This window comes from Oceanobacillus sp. M65 (assembly GCF_052246275.1).
GTDB classification, from domain to species: Bacteria; Bacillota; Bacilli; order Bacillales; family Amphibacillaceae; genus Oceanobacillus_B; species Oceanobacillus_B jordanicus.
Genome location: NZ_JBQQCJ010000002.1, coordinates 458,538 through 476,282, shown reverse-complemented (window position 1 = coordinate 476,282; position 17,745 = coordinate 458,538). Strand labels below are relative to the sequence as shown.

Annotated in this window: 20 protein-coding genes and 1 pseudogene; 1 reads left to right on the top strand and 20 read right to left on the bottom strand. The window is 38.4% G+C overall.

The features are described from left to right. Position 1: 1 nt before the first annotated feature. The 4 genes from bshA to ACTWPF_RS10015 are packed head-to-tail and all read right to left on the bottom strand — an operon-like array spanning position 2 to position 2,744. Positions 2–1,123, bottom strand: a complete 1,122-nt coding sequence (bshA, locus tag ACTWPF_RS10030; protein ID WP_443149087.1) for an N-acetyl-alpha-D-glucosaminyl L-malate synthase BshA — start codon at positions 1,121–1,123, stop codon at positions 2–4. Next, complete coding sequence (locus ACTWPF_RS10025) at positions 1,120–1,542, bottom strand: methylglyoxal synthase (RefSeq protein WP_106896795.1); 423 nt, start codon at positions 1,540–1,542, stop codon at positions 1,120–1,122. Before ACTWPF_RS10025 ends, bshA begins: the two co-directional genes overlap by 4 nt. A gap of 12 nt (positions 1,543–1,554) precedes the next feature. Then, complete coding sequence (gene dapB / locus ACTWPF_RS10020) at positions 1,555–2,346, bottom strand: 4-hydroxy-tetrahydrodipicolinate reductase (RefSeq protein WP_106896796.1); 792 nt, start codon at positions 2,344–2,346, stop codon at positions 1,555–1,557. A gap of 26 nt (positions 2,347–2,372) precedes the next feature. Then, entirely contained in the window at positions 2,373–2,744 is a 372-nt protein-coding gene (locus ACTWPF_RS10015) for a nucleotide pyrophosphohydrolase (protein WP_106896797.1), read from the bottom strand. Between the two features lie 165 nt (positions 2,745–2,909). Between ACTWPF_RS10015 and ACTWPF_RS10010 the strand changes: the two genes are divergently transcribed. Further along, on the top strand, positions 2,910–3,785 hold the full coding sequence (locus tag ACTWPF_RS10010) for a YitT family protein (protein WP_443149086.1): 876 nt from the start codon (positions 2,910–2,912) through the stop codon (positions 3,783–3,785). Between the two features lie 80 nt (positions 3,786–3,865). On the opposite strand, the gene ACTWPF_RS10005 is transcribed toward ACTWPF_RS10010, so the two are convergent. The 16 genes and pseudogenes from ACTWPF_RS10005 to ACTWPF_RS09930 form a co-directional block, all read right to left on the bottom strand. Next, complete coding sequence (locus ACTWPF_RS10005; protein ID WP_443149085.1) at positions 3,866–4,552, bottom strand: zinc metallopeptidase; 687 nt, start codon at positions 4,550–4,552, stop codon at positions 3,866–3,868. Positions 4,553–4,614: 62 nt separating this feature from the next. Then, positions 4,615–4,734, bottom strand: a pseudogene (locus ACTWPF_RS10000) (sporulation protein YpjB); the annotation flags it as partial. 208 nt (positions 4,735–4,942) lie between these two features. Beyond that, a complete protein-coding gene (locus ACTWPF_RS09995; RefSeq protein WP_443149084.1) occupies positions 4,943–5,524 on the bottom strand; it encodes a DUF1405 domain-containing protein in 582 nt (193 codons plus the stop codon). A 210-nt stretch (positions 5,525–5,734) separates the two neighbouring features. Next, a complete protein-coding gene (locus ACTWPF_RS09990) occupies positions 5,735–6,511 on the bottom strand; it encodes a menaquinol-cytochrome c reductase cytochrome b/c subunit (RefSeq protein ID WP_106896799.1) in 777 nt (258 codons plus the stop codon). A 15-nt stretch (positions 6,512–6,526) separates the two neighbouring features. Then, positions 6,527–7,201: a menaquinol-cytochrome c reductase cytochrome b subunit gene (qcrB, locus tag ACTWPF_RS09985; protein WP_106896800.1), complete on the bottom strand. Its 675-nt coding sequence runs from the start codon at positions 7,199–7,201 to the stop codon at positions 6,527–6,529. 6 nt (positions 7,202–7,207) lie between these two features. Next, a complete protein-coding gene (locus tag ACTWPF_RS09980; protein WP_106896801.1) occupies positions 7,208–7,720 on the bottom strand; it encodes a QcrA and Rieske domain-containing protein in 513 nt (170 codons plus the stop codon). 157 nt (positions 7,721–7,877) lie between these two features. Then, entirely contained in the window at positions 7,878–8,339 is a 462-nt protein-coding gene (locus tag ACTWPF_RS09975; RefSeq protein WP_106896802.1) for a YpiF family protein, read from the bottom strand. A gap of 221 nt (positions 8,340–8,560) precedes the next feature. Next, on the bottom strand, positions 8,561–9,136 hold the full coding sequence (locus ACTWPF_RS09970; protein ID WP_106896803.1) for a ReoY family proteolytic degradation factor: 576 nt from the start codon (positions 9,134–9,136) through the stop codon (positions 8,561–8,563). A 36-nt stretch (positions 9,137–9,172) separates the two neighbouring features. Further along, positions 9,173–10,441, bottom strand: a complete 1,269-nt coding sequence (locus ACTWPF_RS09965; protein ID WP_443149083.1) for a tetratricopeptide repeat protein — start codon at positions 10,439–10,441, stop codon at positions 9,173–9,175. 227 nt (positions 10,442–10,668) lie between these two features. After that, positions 10,669–11,952, bottom strand: a complete 1,284-nt coding sequence (gene aroA / locus ACTWPF_RS09960) for a 3-phosphoshikimate 1-carboxyvinyltransferase (RefSeq protein WP_238018984.1) — start codon at positions 11,950–11,952, stop codon at positions 10,669–10,671. A gap of 30 nt (positions 11,953–11,982) precedes the next feature. After that, the gene (locus tag ACTWPF_RS09955; RefSeq protein ID WP_443149082.1) at positions 11,983–13,083 is read right to left on the bottom strand and encodes a prephenate dehydrogenase; all 1,101 of its coding nucleotides are present in this window, start codon (positions 13,081–13,083) and stop codon (positions 11,983–11,985) included. Further along, the gene (gene hisC / locus ACTWPF_RS09950; protein ID WP_443149081.1) at positions 13,080–14,186 is read right to left on the bottom strand and encodes a histidinol-phosphate transaminase; all 1,107 of its coding nucleotides are present in this window, start codon (positions 14,184–14,186) and stop codon (positions 13,080–13,082) included. The genes ACTWPF_RS09955 and hisC overlap by 4 nt, the downstream gene beginning before the upstream one ends. Positions 14,187–14,189: 3 nt before the next feature. After that, complete coding sequence (aroH, locus tag ACTWPF_RS09945; protein WP_036572818.1) at positions 14,190–14,564, bottom strand: chorismate mutase; 375 nt, start codon at positions 14,562–14,564, stop codon at positions 14,190–14,192. Next, complete coding sequence (gene aroB / locus ACTWPF_RS09940) at positions 14,561–15,637, bottom strand: 3-dehydroquinate synthase (RefSeq protein WP_106896808.1); 1,077 nt, start codon at positions 15,635–15,637, stop codon at positions 14,561–14,563. The genes aroH and aroB overlap by 4 nt, the downstream gene beginning before the upstream one ends. Next, positions 15,637–16,806 carry a chorismate synthase gene (gene aroC, locus ACTWPF_RS09935; protein ID WP_106896809.1) on the bottom strand — a complete coding sequence of 390 codons (1,170 nt, stop codon included), beginning with the start codon at positions 16,804–16,806 and terminating at the stop codon, positions 15,637–15,639. The genes aroB and aroC overlap by 1 nt, the downstream gene beginning before the upstream one ends. 102 nt (positions 16,807–16,908) lie before the next feature. Further along, positions 16,909–17,682 (bottom strand): CheR family methyltransferase, encoded by a 774-nt coding sequence (locus ACTWPF_RS09930; protein WP_238018978.1) that lies wholly within the window; start codon positions 17,680–17,682, stop codon positions 16,909–16,911. Positions 17,683–17,745 lie beyond the last annotated feature (63 nt).

Sequence of the window (17,745 nt, the reverse complement as noted above, 5' to 3'; positions counted from 1 at the left end):
TTTAGTTTAACACCCTATAATAGAGTTCGATATACTGCTGTACAATGCTCTCTGAATTGAAATAGCTGTTGGCTCTATTAAGTGCATTTTGTGAAAACTGTTCTAACTTCTCTGGATCCTGTAATAGTTCAATCCCTAGTGCGGCAGCCCGCTTCGTATCTCCTAGTTCCACGATATAGCCCGTCTCACCGTCATTCACAACTTCCGGTATGCCTCCAATATTTGTTGCAATACAAGGAACTTCACAGGCCATAGCTTCAAGTAATACCAATCCGAAGCTCTCTTTCTCAGATAAGAGTAATTTAAGATCTGAAATAGATAATAGATCACGGATATTTTTCTGTTTACCTAGAAACAGTACCTCATCCTCTATACTCAGTTTTTTTACTAGTTGAACTGCATTTGTATATTCTGGTCCATCGCCTATCAAAAGTAATTTACTCTGTACCTCCGATTGGATTTTAAAGAAGGTTTGAATAACATCCTCAAGCCGTTTAACTTTACGAAAATTGGAGATGTGAATGACTACTTTCTCTTCGTCCTGGATCCCATATTGCTTTTTCAGCTCTGGGATATGCTGCTTATAGTATTCATTTTCATTTACAAAGTTATAAATCACTTCAATTTCTTTATTAACCTGTAGCATTTCTTCTGTTTGTCTAACTAGATCTGCTGACACTGCCGTAACAGCATCTGACTGCTCAATGCCATGCTTAATCATTTTTTGGAAAGTGTTATCTATACCTAAAACCGTAATATCTGTGCCATGAAGTGTTGTCACGATTTTCACCTCATGCTTGGCAATGTCTCTGGCTAGAATAGCACACACAGCATGTGGCATCGCATAATGCACATGTAGTATATCAAGTTTCTCTCTGTCAATAACCTCTGCCATTTTAGTCGCAAGGGCGAGGTCATATGGTGGATATTGAAAAACAGGATAGTGATTTAGTTCTACTTCATGATAAAAAATATTTGGGTATACTTTATTTAATCGGAAGGGCAAACTTGACGTAATAAAATGAATTTCATGCCCTTCCTCTGCCAACCGTATCCCCAGCTCTGTTGCGATAACCCCAGAGCCACCAACAGTGGGATAACAGGTAATTCCTATCTTCTTCATCCCTGTTTATCCTCTTCCTCTCTGTCTTTAATGATTTTTCTCCAGTCTAAGTCCCCTTGATCCAATCCTCGAATAAATATCTCTGCAGCTGCAATATTTGTCGCAAGTGGAATTTGATGAACGTCACAAAGTCGCATAAGTGCACTCACATCTGGTTCGTGTGGCTGTGCAGTTAATGGATCTCTGAAGAAAATAACCATATCCATTTCATTATTGGCAATCATGGCACCAATTTGCTGGTCTCCTCCAAGCGGACCAGATTGAAATAAATGTACTGGTAAGGAGGTCGCTTCCGAAATCTTCCTTCCTGTTGTACCTGTCGCAAACAATTGATGTTCTTTAAGAATGGAGGTATAGGCCACAGTAAAGCCAATTATCTCTTGTTTCTTTTTATCATGTGCAATTAAAGCAATATTCATTGTGTTCTCCCCCTATAAAACATTTTCTAAACCATATATAACTTCTTGTATTTCCATTACTTTGTCAGTGGCTAGTTTAATCCCTTCCATAAAAGAAGCACGATTAATTGAGTCATGCTTTATTGTTAAAGTTTGCCCAGGGCTTCCAAAGATTACTTCCTGATGTGCAACTAAGCCTGGTAAGCGAACACTATGGATTCGCATTCCATCATAATCTGCTCCCCTTGCACCTGGATAGGTCTCTTTTTCATCTGCATGGCCCTGTTTTTTATATTCCCTAGATTCCTTTATCATTTCAGCTGTTTTTACTGCAGTACCTGAAGGGGCATCTAGTTTGTTATCATGGTGCTTCTCAATAATATCAACGTCTGGGAAATATTGTGCTGCCATTTGAGAAAATTTCATCATTAACACGGCCCCAATAGCAAAATTAGGCGCAATAATACATCCGATTTTTCTTTCGCTAGCGAGCCAACTTAGCTCATCAATTTGTTCCTCAGTAAAGCCAGTCGTGCCAACAACTGGTCGAATACCATGCTCCATTGCCGCTTTCGTATGTTTGTACCCTTGTTCAGGGATAGTTAATTCAATTAGAATATCTGCATCAATTTCACTAAAGCACTCCAATGCATCTTCATAGATCGGCACATCTAGGTTAGGTAACTCCGCTATGTCTGCTAGCTTTTTCCCATTGTTCTTTCGGTCAATACAAGCGACCAAACGCATGTCTTCTTGAGATTGCACAAGCTTTATAGCTTCAGAGCCCATTTTGCCACGTGGTCCAGCAATAATTATCTTCTTCATTTTCTGCTTCCTCCCTGACTGGTAATCTACGTTGTTTCCTTTTTTGTCCAGCGATTTTTATCTCTTGTCTCTATTTTTGTAAGTGACGTATTAAACGCATCAGATAAATCAATGTCTAGCGAATTAGCAAAGCAGGAAAGCACAAATAAAATATCCCCTAACTCGTCTTCCACTGTGTTTGTCTGCTCGCTTTTCTTTTTGGGCTTTTCCCCATAATAGTGGTTAACTTCACGTGCTAATTCTCCCACTTCTTCAGAAAGTCTTGCCATCAAACTTAATGGAGAGAAATATCCTTCCTTGAATTGGGAAATATAATCATCGACACGTTTTTGCATTTCTTTTGTGGTATAGTCATGTGTATGAATAATAAAAAACCCCTTTATATTAATACGATTCATTCAACTAACATTTGATTAGTAAAGTTCCTACCCAATGAAGTTTCACTTAATCCTATCTAACATGTTAGCTAATAGGCTGTGATTTGACAAACTTTTTATTCTGACATACCTTAATTGGGGCGTGGATATACATTATTTACATATAAATGAAGGGAGGACTTGTCCATGATGTTTGGCTTAAAATTAAAAAACATTATCTTTATATTATTAGGTTCTGCTATTTTTTCTTTTGGAATCGTCCATTTTAATATGCAAAATAACCTCGGAGAAGGCGGATTTACAGGAATTACCCTACTTCTATATTTTATTTGGGGATGGGATCCTGCCATTACAAATATATTGTTAAATATTCCTCTATTTTTTATTGGTTGGAAATTTCTTGGCCGTAATACGTTTCTTTACACAATTATCGGGACGTCTGCAGTGTCTGTATTTCTAAGCATTTTCCAAGCGTATCAATTTCAAATAGGCTTACAGAATGATATGACACTAGTAGCTTTATTTGCAGGGGTATTTATCGGTGTGGGACTCGGTATCATTTTTCGTTTTGGTGGAACCACTGGTGGTGTTGACATTATTGCGAGGCTTGTAAATAAATATGCAGGCTGGAGTATGGGGCGTACGATGTTTTTATTTGACTTTGTCGTCATCGCAACATCGGTATTTGCTATTCTTGATCTTGTTGAAGGCATGTACACACTCGTTGCAGTATATGTTGGAGCAAGGGTCATTGACTTTATTCAAGAAGGTGCCTATTCAGCAAAAGGGACAACCATTATTTCCAGTCAAAGCGAAGAAATTGCAGGAAAAATCCTTAAGGAAATGGATCGTGGTGTCACGGTCTTGGATGGCCGAGGCAGTTTTTCAGGAGAGAAGAGAGATGTGCTTTACTGTGTCGTAGCAAGGAACGAAATAGTCAGGTTAAAAGGTATCATTAACTCCATCGATCCTCATGCTTTCGTTGCAGTAAGTACTGTCCATGATGTTTTAGGTGAAGGATTTACGTTAGATGAAAATAAGAACCCCCTACATGATGATTAAAAAAGAAAGCCAAGCGGTCATATAATGGCCGCTTGGCTTATTTAATGGAAAAACATATTTATTGTTGTGTTAAGCTATCGTTAGTCTCTTGATGCTGCATACATTAGAATGAAGCGAAGAAGCTCGGCTACAGCAACAAGTGCAGCGGCTACATATGTCATTGCCGCAGCATTTAATACTTTTTTGGTTTCGCGCTCTTCGTTATTCCGAATAATTCCTGCCGACACAAGTTGACCCATAGCCCGATTGGACGCATCAAACTCAACCGGCAATGTTACAAGTTGGAATAATACTGCTGCTGCCATAAAAATAATCCCTAAAAGAAATAGTTGAGATATCTGAGTGAAGATCCCTATTAGGATTAGAAAGAACGACATATTTGATCCAAGGCTGGCTACAGGTACAAGTGCACTTCTAAATTTCAGAAATGCATACCCTTGTTCATCCTGGATAGCATGTCCTACCTCGTGAGCAGCCACTGCTGAGGCCGCCATTGAAGGATTATGGTAGTTGCCTGAAGATAAGCGAACGACTTTCTTCCGAGGATCGTAGTGGTCCGATAACATTCCTTTGGTCTCTTGAATCGAAACATTGTATAATCCATTATCATCTAATATTTTTCGAGCAACTTGAGCACCTGTCATTCCAGAGGAAGTTGCTTTATTTGAATACTTTTTGTACGTACTTTTAACTTTTGATTGTGCCCACAACGGGATAATCATAATGAGCGCAATGTAAATGAGATACCCACCTAACCCGCCAAACATTCTACATTCCTCCATGTTTTAAAATAGATTCCTTAAGGTCAATTTTAGTCAAAAATGAGGATTTAGTCAATTATATTGTCTTGTTGCTTTTTCTTCTTTTCTTCCCCTTTATATTTTCTCCAGCTTACATAAGTTAATGTAATGGCAATACAACCACCTACAATTCCGATGGTCCAAAACAATAAAGTAAAATCAGTTTTCATTCCATTTTGCTGTGCTGCTGCGCTAGATGTATAGGCCAAAACGCGGGTTGAAGTTGTCAGCAATGTTATCTTAATCCCTATGAGGATGAACAGTAACCAGCAAATTCTTTTCTTAGCCATAGAGATCACCTCGTATATATCTTCTACATCTACTATATGGCGAGGGACCTCAATATATAACAACAACTCAGGCGCTTATACGGTTATTTCTACTTACTGTATATTTGTAAGCAATAAATATCGAAAGAATACTTAACCAAAACGTAAAGTAACCAATTTCATTCATATAATCAGTTAAGGATGAGTAAATTGGCATCATTCCAAAAACATAATCAATGACATCATTATGCAATGTCCAGATCGCTGCAACGGCAATATGGCGAAGCTTTATTTTGTAATATGGAGCGTATAACAATCCCTGTAGGGCCATAGCGCCATGCGAAACCATTAGCATATATCCGGCTGCTGAAAGCGAACCATCTATAATTAACGTTAAAAGATTCATTACCACAGCCCATACGCCATATTTAAATAGCGTTATGATGCCGAGTGCTTCTATATATGGAATATTTCTTCCAAAGATGAAAAACAAGAGGAAAATAGTAAAGAACAGACTCGCTGTAGGGCTATCAGGGACGAAAATAAGAAAGATGTCAGGGGTTATTGCAAGCTGGCTTTCGTACCATATATAGCCATAAATAGTACCTAATAAATTAATAATAAACAATATAATTAAAAAGCGCTTATCACGTAATATGTAGTTAACCATAGCTTCTCCTTTATTCTACCGGATTAGATAGATTAGAATCACCCACGTTCGCTTGTCTTTTAGCGAATGTGCACGTTTTTATTTATTAGGGACTTCAAAATTTCAATCTGCGTCGTCATCGTTTCCTCGATTTAATTTTTATGTATCCCTAACGTCTAAAAAAACACCTTCACCAGTTTACGTGGCAAAGGTGTTTTCTTTTAGTCATTTTTATTCAGCCTGTTCATTAACCGAAACAATAAAATCTACAAGCTGTTGTAATTCTTCATCACTACCTTGGAATTGTTCGGGGGGCATAGAACCAATCCCTTCAACCGCAATGGTAGCTATTTCTTCAGCTGAGTGCTCTGTCCCTATCAGAGCAGGTGCAGCTCCCCCACCTTGTAAATCGTCTCCATGGCATTGTAGACAACTATTTTCATAAATAGCATAGCCAGGATCCTCTGTATCAATTTCTACATCAGAGGCGGGAATAGGTTTATTTGCTTCTGCACGGCTTTCCCAGTCAACATGTGCAGCTGACTCATAGGTTAACCACATAACAGATGCAAGTCCTAAAATCATCATGCCAACTGCAATTGGCCGCTGATGTGGCCTTCTACCAGGCCCATTATCAAGGAATGGCGCAAGTAGTAGTCCTCCAAAGGCGATACCAGGTAAAACAAGAATGCCCAAGATTGTCCAATCACCACTAGCAAATTCATATTTCAGTAATTCATATAAGAATAAGAAATACCAATCCGGTAATGGTATATAGGCGGCATTCGTCGGATCGGCTACACCTTCAAGTGGTGAAGGATGAGCCAATGTCAATGTTAAAAATCCAGCAAGGAAGACAGCACCAACCAACCATTCTTTTAATAAAAAGTTGGGCCAGAAAGCTTCTGTTCTTCCGGGATATTCAGAATAATCTTTTGGTACGTTAGGTTTTCTCTCAGCAGAAATACGAGAATCCCCTACAAATTTCATGCCTTTTCCCTTATGCACAGCTTTCCCTCCTTTTTATAATGGTCCTGAAATACCTTGTCTTCGTATTAGTATAAAGTGAGCAGCCATCAATCCAAATAAAGCTGCTGGCAGGAAAAATACATGGATTGCAAAGAAACGAGTTAATGTTTGCGCACCAACAATGGATGGATCACCAGATAGTAATGTTTTAAGCTGGGTTCCAATAAATGGAACCTGTTCTGCTATCTCCAGTCCAACCTGTGTTGCAAAAAATGCTTTATTATCCCAAGGTAATAAATACCCTGTGAAACCAAGGCCAAGCATAATAAAGAAAATTAATACTCCGACAATCCAGTTAAGCTCACGTGGTTTTTTATAAGCCCCTTGGAAAAACACTCGCAATGTATGTAGTAGTAACATGACAATGACAACACTAGCTCCCCAATGGTGCATTCCACGGACAATTTGCCCATGCGCCACTTCTGTCTGCAAGTAATATACCGACTTCCATGCATTCTCAATATCGGGAACATAGTACATGGTCAAAAACATCCCAGAAAGGATTTGAATGACTACGACAAAGAATGTCAGACCGCCAAAGCAATATACAAATGCAGAGAAGTGATGGGCTGGATTAACATGTTCTGGAACCTCGTGATCAGCAATATCCCGCCATATTGGCGTAATATCTATACGATCGTCGATCCAATCATAAATTTTTTGTAGCATAAATCATTACGCCTCCTCTCTAGGAACTGCATCGCCAAGAAACAACATTCCGTCTCTAACTTCTTGTTCATAAACATCTAGTGGAGCTAATGGTGGTGTACCTGGAACGTTTTCACCGCTCTTGTAATAGCGTCCATTATGGCAAGGACAAAAGAATTCATTCGGATAGGACTCATTACCTTCCCAGGATACGACACATCCTAGATGCTTACATATCGGGGAAAAAGCCTGAATTTCATCATTTTCATCCTTAAATACCCACGCAGACCTACTTACCTCAGACTCATACCATCCATCCACCTGATCAATTTTCCAATCAATTCGTTGTGGCTCTGTTGTGATATCCTCCACAGCCAGACTGACATTGGTCAACCCACCATGTCCAGACTCTTTAAGGACAGGATCTACAGCCATACGAACCATTGGCATTAGCATACCAGCAGCCATAAATCCGCCAACGCCTGTAAGCGTATAATTTAAAAACTGTCTACGGGATACTTGTTGCTTTTTCTCACTCATCTGTTTCCCCCCTCTTTACATTAATCACGGGACAATTATTAGTTAATTATCATATTACTAGGACATTACCATGATAGCGCAAACTGCTTGTCCGGTCAATAAATATTCAGCCAATAACAAAATTAACTGTTATAAATGAAAATGCATACATTTTTAATTATACCCAATAGGAACGGATCAATTCTCCTAACTGGTCTACCTGGTCTTTTATAACCGCACGCATTTCTGCTGATTGCAAGTTTCCAGATTTACTACCAGGCAACCAAAGAAGCGTACCATCCAACTCTTTCTCTACCTTCTTCCAACCAGAATCAAAGGTAAGAAAGAAAACATGTTCAAAAGGCTGCTGCTTTACATCTTGAACCCACTGATTAAGACGAGATACTTCTGTGTCCTTGTTGGTGCTTTTTAGGTAATGTAAAGGTGGTGTAAGCAATACTCTCCCCGTTAGCTCTTTTTCAATCTCATTTGCTAGAATTTGGATGACCTCACTTTGAAAGGTGCTTGATGGTAATGTATTATCATCTGATACCTGAAAAGGCACCAATGGAATAAGTACACTATCGATAAAGTCTTTTGCCTCCATATACTGAATAATATCATTCTTTTTCCACTTCATTATTATCCACTATCCTCTCTTTGTTTTTACAATGTGTAGCTAAATACATTTAAAGTCTATAAGTTTCAACCTCATTATACGATAAAAAAGGAGGATCAAAGTTACGGTAACCCATCCACTTTTCTCGGGTCACAAGTGACTCGTTGTGATGATTCATTAATATAGCTATAAATGCGAAATGCCTACATAAATTTTATCTTAACCAATCAAAAAAAATCAACCTATTGCTCCTGCAAAGGTTGATTTTTGGAAAACGAGTCTTCTAGCTTCTTTAATTCATTGGAAAGGTCAAGAAACCTTTGCTGATCCATTTTATCTAGAGCCAGATCGATTTCCTGAGTTAAATAGCTTCGTTTAAATGTGTAAATTGATCTTTCTAGTAGATCTTCAGCTATCTGTTGATCCTTTTCTGTTATAAAATATTCATCTGGAATGTAGGGGTTTTCTTCTAATACCGCCACATAAGCAGCGTTTTGATAGGATTTCTTAAAATTTAATTGTAAATATAAAGGTTCATTATGGTTAAGTCGAATGTCATGGAACGATTTTTCAGCATCTGTTGTCACCAATTGGTTTTTATAGAATCTAAATGGTGTCTCTTCGGAACAGTGGCTCGTCATAATAATACCTCGCGGACAAAATTTAGCTTCCCTAACAAAGTGGACGTTTGCCAGGATTTCATCATGATTGACCAAATAATTTAAGATCCATACACTTTCTCTTTTTTTCAGTTGATAATGGTTAAGAAACCACTGAAGAAACCCTTTTTTATCTTGTATGGAAATAGGAGTTTGCATATATTTTCAGTCCCCCTTCAATTATCTGTTCTTGCATTACGCTTCAGTATTCGCTTGTTTTAAGCGACTTAAAAATCCTTCCACATCATCATCCAAGGGTTGTTGTGCCATATAGGATTCCAATACTGGTATTGCCTCCTGGACCCTCCCTTCCTCTGTAAGAAAATAACCATATTCCTTTATAAAGTCACTATCCTGATTAAGGCTATTATATGCTTCCTTATAATGGTTTAATGCATCTTTATATAATTCTGCCTCATTATAAGCTCGGGCAAGTTCCCATTCATAAAGAGGATCACTCGCACCTATACTTTTAATTTCGCCAACAAGCTCAATAATCCCTTTAAAATTCTCATTATTTTTTAATAGTTCTATTAAAAATAGGACCCCTTCCTTATAATCTGGGTCTATTGCCACAGCTTCCCGCATCAACTTTTCACTTTCATCATTTTTATCAAGTTTATGTGCTAACTGACCAGCCATAAAATATAGTTCTTTGTTGAATTCATCGTTCTTTAACCCTTTAATGGCTGTTTCATAAGCTTCTTTTTCCAAGCCTTCTTCTTCATATGCGCCTGCAAGCTTTTGATAAACTGTATGGTAATATGGATCTGTTTCTAACACACGTTCCCAAGCCTTAATAGCAATGTCTTTCCGATCTGCTTGATTTGCGGTCACGCCATATTTGAAAAGAGAATCTGAGTTTTCCATCTCTTGGCCTTGGTAAATCTCCAATGCTTTTTCGTATTCACCTGACGCTGCAAGGGATTCCGCGCGCCTATCATCAATGGACACATTTGCAAGCTCTTTAATATCCATGCTTGCAACCTTATCATAATAGGTGGTGGCACCTCGGTATTCTCCGATCGAGAATAGCAATTCTGCAAGCGCAAAATCAATAATAGGTTCATTAGGAGCAACCTGCTTGGCGTTCAGCAGCTTTTGCTCAGCTACTTCGAATAACCCTTGGGCCTGATATAAATCCGCAAGCTGGATCAGCACTTGAACATAGGCTTCATCATCTTCTTTAACCTCGTTCAATAATTCAATTGCATACTCATCTTTTTCCAATTCAATGTAGATGTCAGCTAAGGTGATTTTTAACTCACTTTCTTCAGGGTATAATTGAAGCAATTCATCTAAAATTTCGCTTGCTTCCTGTAAAAACCCCCACTGCATATAAAGTTCTGCTATTGTATACTTCTCTTCAGGGTCCGCAGTTGGTAAGTACCCCTCCAAGAGCTGTATTGCTTTTTCTGTTTGTTTTGCCTCCATTAAATGGACAGCTTCCATAATTGTTTCCATAGATTACGCTTCCTTTCCTACCGTACCTTTACATTATAACCAACTTGCCGCACATAGAAGATCATTTGGGTGAATAAAAATCTATACCAATCCTATAGATTGAGAAGAAATAAACTATGTGAACTTCCTTTATATCAAAAATGTTCTTGGAACTAAAAGAATCCGCTTTAAGCAGATTCTTTTAGTTGATTACTATTAATCAACGAACTGTAATATAATGTTAACTTTTATTTTATCCGTTGTAAATCATCAAAGAAGTTTGGATAGGATATGGCTATAGAAGATATATCATCTATGATAACATCTTCTTCTGTAATCAATGAAGCAATTGCACTCATCATGGCGATACGATGATCGTTATAGGAGGCAGCTTTCCCGCCTTTTAGTTGGGTTTTCCCATGAATAAGCATCCCGTCTTCTGTAGCTTCAATAGAAGCTCCTAACCCATTTAATACATTCGTAACAGCTGTAATTCGATTCGTTTCCTTTACTCGTAGTTCCTCTGCATCTTTAATTACAGTCGTTCCTTCAGCTTGGGTGGCAAGTAAAGCAAGCACTGGAATTTCATCAATTAGTCGAGGGATCAAATCTCCCTCTATCGTTACACTTCTTAGTTCTCCAGCTTCCACAATAATATCTCCGAAGCTTTCTCCGCCTAACATTTGCTCATTCAAGATATTTATTCGTACACCCATCTTTTGGATCACATCAAGTATTCCTGTTCGTGTATGGTTTAATCCAACACGCTTCAATGTCAATTTGCTACCAGGTACGATAGCTGATGCAACGATAAAAAAAGCGGCCGATGAAATATCACCAGGTACATATACGTCTGTACCCTTCAGTGTTTTTTCGTTTGTAACAGTAGTTTTTAGTCCTTCTGTTATGATGGAGGCACCGAAAGCCTGTAACATCGTTTCTGTATGATTTCTGGTTAGATTAGACTCTCTAACTATCGTTTCTCCTTTTGCCTGGAGACCTGCCAGCAATACCGCTGACTTCACTTGTGCACTTTTAACGGGCAAACTGTAATCAATTCCAATCAATGACTGACCCGTAATAGTTAATGGTAAATAACTGCCAGAATCCGCCCCATCAATTTTTGCGCCCATTTTTTTTAGAGGGTTCACAACCCGATCCATAGGTCTTTTGGTTAAAGAAGCATCGCCATATACCGTTGAGTTGAACTTCATTCCAGCAAGTACCCCAAGCATTAATCTAGCGGTTGTGCCCGAATTTCCGAAATCAAGTTGTTCTGTAGGTTCCTTTAGGTTTGTTATTCCCCTGCCATCTATTCTGAGTTCGTCTCCTCTTTTACTTATAGCAACACCCATCGCTTGGAAGGCTTTTACAGTCCGCATGCAATCTTCCCCATCAAGGAAGTGGCGCACATGTGTAACGCCGTGTGCCATAGAACCGAACATTACAGCGCGGTGAGAGATCGATTTATCTCCAGGAACTTCTATTTCTCCATCTAGAGAATGATTAACAGATTTCAATCGCTTTTCCATTAAAGCCCTTCCTCCTTTATATGATACTAATTATTTTTCTACCATTGTTTCATAACCATGATCTCGTAATAATTGGCTTGCATGGCCCAAAAAAGTTTGGGAAGAAAAAGATAAACGTAATGCTCCCGTGATCCCTTCTCTAATTTCAAGGATTTGAATATTATTAATACTAATTGAATGCTCTGCTAGCAACTGCGTAACACTAGCAATAGCACCTGTTTGGTCACGGATGTCGACATAGAGATCATAGTAAGAAGGAATGGCACCTTTTTCTTTTTTACCAAGTCCGTCTCGGTATACTTGAGCTTCCTCTAAATAGGAGATCATTGTCTTTCTATCTTTTTGCTCCACAAGTTGCTTAAGAAAGGACATTTCTTTAATCCACTCATCTAATAATTGGACCATTTTTTCTCGATTATGATGAAAAATATCTTGCCAAAGGACTGGGTTACTTGAGGCAATACGTGTAATATCACGGAACCCCCCTGCTGCAAGATTTGGTAAATACTGATGTGTCTCTTCCCACTTTCTAGCCTGGTGAACAAGGGAAGAGGCAATGAGGTGAGGGAAATGTGACACAACCCCCGTCATTTCGTCATGTTCCGTTGCATTTAATTCAATAAATTTACAATTTGTTGCTGAAAGGATTTCTTTTAGTTGTTTAACTTGATTCGTATGTACAGTACTTCCCGAAACGAGAACATATATAGCATTTTCAAATAAATGGGCCTTTGCTGCCTGTACCCCTTTTTTGTGCGACCCTGCCATGGGATGTCCGCCAATAAAGTATAGGTGGGGATTTACTAAATTCTCAGCAGCCTCCATTACTGGCCTTTTTACAGAGGACACATCTGTGATGATAATGTCTTTCTCAAAACTTACATTATCAAGCTGCTCCATTAATCTAATTGTCTCAGAAATTGGAGCTGCTAGAATGATATAGTCAGCTCTTTTAGCGACTGTCATCAAGTCAGTAGCAGCTTCATGAATCATACCCATTTCTAAAGCAAACTGGATTGTTTCGTTGTTTGTATCATAACCGATTACATAATGACCATTATCACGAACCACACTCTTCGCAATGGATCCACCGATTAGGCCAAGGCCGGCCACTACGATTACTTGTTTCACAATGAAAGCTCCTTCTTTAATTGTTCGTTATAATTTCTAAGAACATTTTTTAATGTTTCCATGTCCTTCTCTGTACCCAGTGTCATTCTAATTGTTTGTGGACAACCTAGAAGTTCTCCAGGACGGACAATATAGCCTCTCTCAATTAGATGTTGGAAGACTTCCATCCCACTAACTGGGGTAGAAACGAGAAGGAAATTAGTTTGTGATGGAATATATCCCCAACCGAGATCATCAAGAAAAGCTTCAAAGGACTTCCTGACTGAAAGATTCTTCGAATAAGTTTCTTTCATAAATATCTCATCTTCTATTGCCATTTGGGCCGCTTTTTGAGCAATAGATGTGGTGTTAAATGGGCCACGAATCACATCCAACTTTCGAATTAGCTCTGGATTAGCAAGTCCATATCCAATACGCAAGCCCGCGAGGCCGTAAGCTTTGGAAAATGTCCGTAAGATGATCAAATTGGGATAGCGTGATAGTAATTTTATTGCTTGAGGGTCTTCCTCTTCTTCCATGTACTCATAATACGCTTCATCTAATGCTACTACGACATGCTGTGGGCATATATCAAGAAAGTCATATAGTAACTCTTTTTCAATAACGCTACCAGTAGGGTTGTTAGGAGAACAAAGCCACATAACATTCGTTTGATCATCAATCGCTTTAAGCATAGAATCAAGATCATGATGCCCATCAACTGTAGGGACTTCCTTAATGTCTGCTCCTTCAATTAAGGCATTATGTTTATATTGAGGAAAGGATGGTGTAGGCATGATCACATTAGCACCTGAATATAAAAAAGCCCTGCTCAACATTTGAACAATCTCTTCAGATCCGCTCCCGAATATAATTTGATCTTCTTCTACTTCACATTTTTCTGCTATCGCTTTTCGGAGCTCAGTAGAATAACCATCTGGATAAATGTTAAAATCGATCGGGTTTTCTTTAAAATATGCTTTTATTGTCGAAGAATAACCATATGGGTTCTCATTAGAGGAAAGCTTAACGATTCTCTCTAAACCATAAGCTTCCTTAATTTCTTTCATTTGTTTTCCTTGTTGGTATGGCGTCAATGTATCTAGCACTTTTTTTCCCCGCATGAATCACAAACCGCCTTTCTCTGTTAAATCAGGACGTAGCTTTATTGCTTCATTGTGAAAGATGTGGTTAATTCTAGACTGGTCAGTTTTTATATTGGCGACCATCATAACTCGGATACAGTTTGTCAGACTACCTGGCACGTCTATTTCTGACATACACATTACAGGAACATACGTGTAACCTGGCAATTCACGCAAACCTTTGGCTGGAAAGGTTGCATTTAAATCTTGTGTAACAGAGATAAACACATGGGAAATATCTTCTGGTGCAATGTTATTAGCTGTAACCATTTCTTCTATAAGTCTACGTGTTTCTTCTATTATGGTAGTTGCTTCATTTTGAACTACAGTCGTTGCCCCTCTTATACCACGAGTCATACTTCCACCAACCTTTTTGAAAATGAATGTAAATAGTTTTGTAATGCTTCGTCAGAAACAATTCTATTCACAGGTTTTCCTGTAGTCTCTAGGAGTACCATTTGTATATTGTTATCTACTGTCTTTTTGTCTGCTTTCATTTTTTTAATTAATGCTTCTGTATCGGAAAGTAACTTTGCATGAAGTGGATAGTCATTTACCTTCATCCAATCGTATATTTCCTTATATGGAAGATTCGTATTAAAAAGGTCCTCACTAATATGTAGTGAGAATAATGTACCGATTGCAACCGCCTCACCATGAGTTAACTTACCGTATCCATGATAAGACTCCAGGGCGTGCCCAAGTGTATGACCGAGATTTAGATATTTACGAACTCCAGCTTCTTTCTCGTCCTGTTGCACAATAGCTGCTTTCTTCAAAATTCCTGCTTTTAAATCGATGCTGAGTTTGCTAGGAATGAGATTATTTAGATCTGCATTTAAAACATTGGCTAAAGTAACCTGATCCGTAATCAAGGCTTCTTTGACTAACTCTGCGTATCCTGAACGAACTTCTTTTGTAGGAAGTGTAGATAATGTTTCCACGTCATATATGACTGCTGTAGGAGGATAAAAGCTGCCGATGAGATTTTTTCCGTATTCATGGTTAATGGCAACCTTACCTCCAACACTACTATCATGTGCTAGAATTGTTGTTGGCATCTGTATATAATCGACACCACGCATAAAGGTGGCCGCAACAAACCCTGCTAAATCGCCTACTACTCCACCTCCAAGCGCTACTATTAAAGAATTTCTATCTAATCCGCATTCTAAAGCAACGGTTTGCAACTTATAGAATGTCGCAATGTCTTTCGATTGTTCTCCAGCGTTAATACTTGTGTGAAAAATGTGTTCGCTATCTAATCCTGCTAAAACATCTTCTAAGAATAATTCACCAACATTTTCATCTGTCACAATTAAGATGGAAGAATAGTCTTTGCTAAGAAATTTACTGAGCTGGGATCGTATTCCTTCTCCCATAATAATGGTGTAATCGTGCATACTTGATTTGATTACGATTTCCTCCATTAAAAACACCTGATTTCATCTCTATATTCCTCCACTGCCTTTTTCAGTTGAGAAAATTGATCACTGGTAAATTGTTCTGTTAAAGCATTAGCTAATTCAAACGCTACAACGTGTTCCATAACCACAGCAGCTGCGGGCACCGCACAAGCATCTGATCGCTCTACCGTTGCTTTGAAAGGCTCTTTTGACTCAATATCAACACTTTGAAGAGGCTTTTTCATAAGAGTTGGGATTGGTTTCATAACCCCTTTTATCACAAGCGGCATTCCTGTAGTCATCCCACCTTCAAAGCCTCCTAGACGGTTAGTTTTACGGTAATATCCAGAAGTTTCGTCCCAGGCTATCTCGTCATGTACCTTACTGCCATTTCGGCGGGCTGCTTCAAATCCTAAGCCAAACTCCACTCCTTTAAATGCATTAATACTGACAACAGCGCCTGCAATCCGGCTATCAAGCTTTCTATCAAAATGTACATAGGAACCCACACCAGCAGGCATTCCTTCTACGTAGACTTCTACCACGCCACCGATCGAGTCTCCTTCTTTCTTTGCCTGATCAATTGCATCCATCATAGGCTGTTCTACTTCTTTATCTAGAACCCTAACTGGGGATTCTTCAGCAGTATTTTGTCTTTCCTGCATAGTTAATTCTGGCTTTTCCTCTGCTTCAATTCCTGCAATCTCCCTAACATAGGAAGCTACCTCTATACCTAGTTGTCTAAGTAATGTTTTTGCTACAGCTCCGGCTGCCACCCTAGCAGCAGTTTCACGTGCAGACGATCTTTCCAATACATTACGAATGTCGCGATGTCCATATTTTAAAGCACCGTTTAAATCTGCATGACCTGGTCTTGGCCTTGTTATGACTCTTCTGATTTTTGTATCTTCATCAATTGGGTCATCACCCATAATATCTACCCAGTGTTTAAAATCATCATTATGTATAACGAGAGATAGCGGTGATCCTAAAGTGTAGCCATGTCTAACTCCGCTCGTAATTTCCACAAGGTCTTTTTCAATCTGCATTCTTTTACCACGCCCATGTCCTTTCTGTCTACGTAGTAAGGATTCATTAATGTTTTCTTTCTGTAATGGCATTCCAGCCGGGACGTTTTCAATAATGGTAGTTAATTGTTTTCCGTGGGATTCTCCTGCAGTTAAATAGCGCATATTCATACTCCTTTAAGATTTTTCTAACTACTATAACATATCTTACAGAATTGTGGTAAAAAAAATCATGAAATGCTCAATTTATGTATAAAACAGTCCATCTTATCGTTTCTCATAGAAGAAAGTATCCTTTAAACTCATCTTGTAGGTAGCTGGACTAAAAATCTGTTCCGTGCTACCGACAAACAGAAATCCTCCATTTTTAAGTGATGCGCTGAAATTATGATAAATGGTTTCCTTTGCAGTGTCAGTAAAATAAATTAGGACATTTCTACATACGATCAGGTCCATGTTTTTGGGATAACTATCAGCTAGTAAATTGTGCTGCTTAAATATGATCTTTTCTTTAAGAATAGGTTTTACCGTATAAAGGCCATGATGTTCACTAAAATATTTTTCTTTTAGTTTAGCAGGTAATTCTTTTAAGGACTGCTCACTGTAAATTCCCTGCTTCGCTTTTTCTAAGGCGTTTTGATCAATATCAGTTGCGGTTATTTGAAAATTTGTCTCGGGAAAATATTCATTTAAAAGAATTGCTAGACTATAAGGTTCCTCACCTGTAGAGCACGCAGCACTCCAAATAGATAACTTAGGTGTGTTTTTTAGCAACAATGGGAAAATTTCCTTTTCTAATACTAACCAACGCTTTGGATTGCGATAAAATTCAGATACATTAATTGTAATTCTATCTATGAACTCACTTAATAATGAATCTTCTTGATTTAATGCTTCGAAATATGATTTGAAATTAGAGTAGCCTCTTTTATTTCGTAAAGAGGTAAGTCTTCTTTTCATTTGTGCCTCTTTATATAAATTAAGGTCAATCCCAAGTTTCGATTTTATATTTGCGGTAAATCCAACGTATTCGTCAATCATGTTCATTCCTCTTTCACTAGCTTAATTTTTTATAAATGAAAAACCTCCGCATTTAAAACGGAG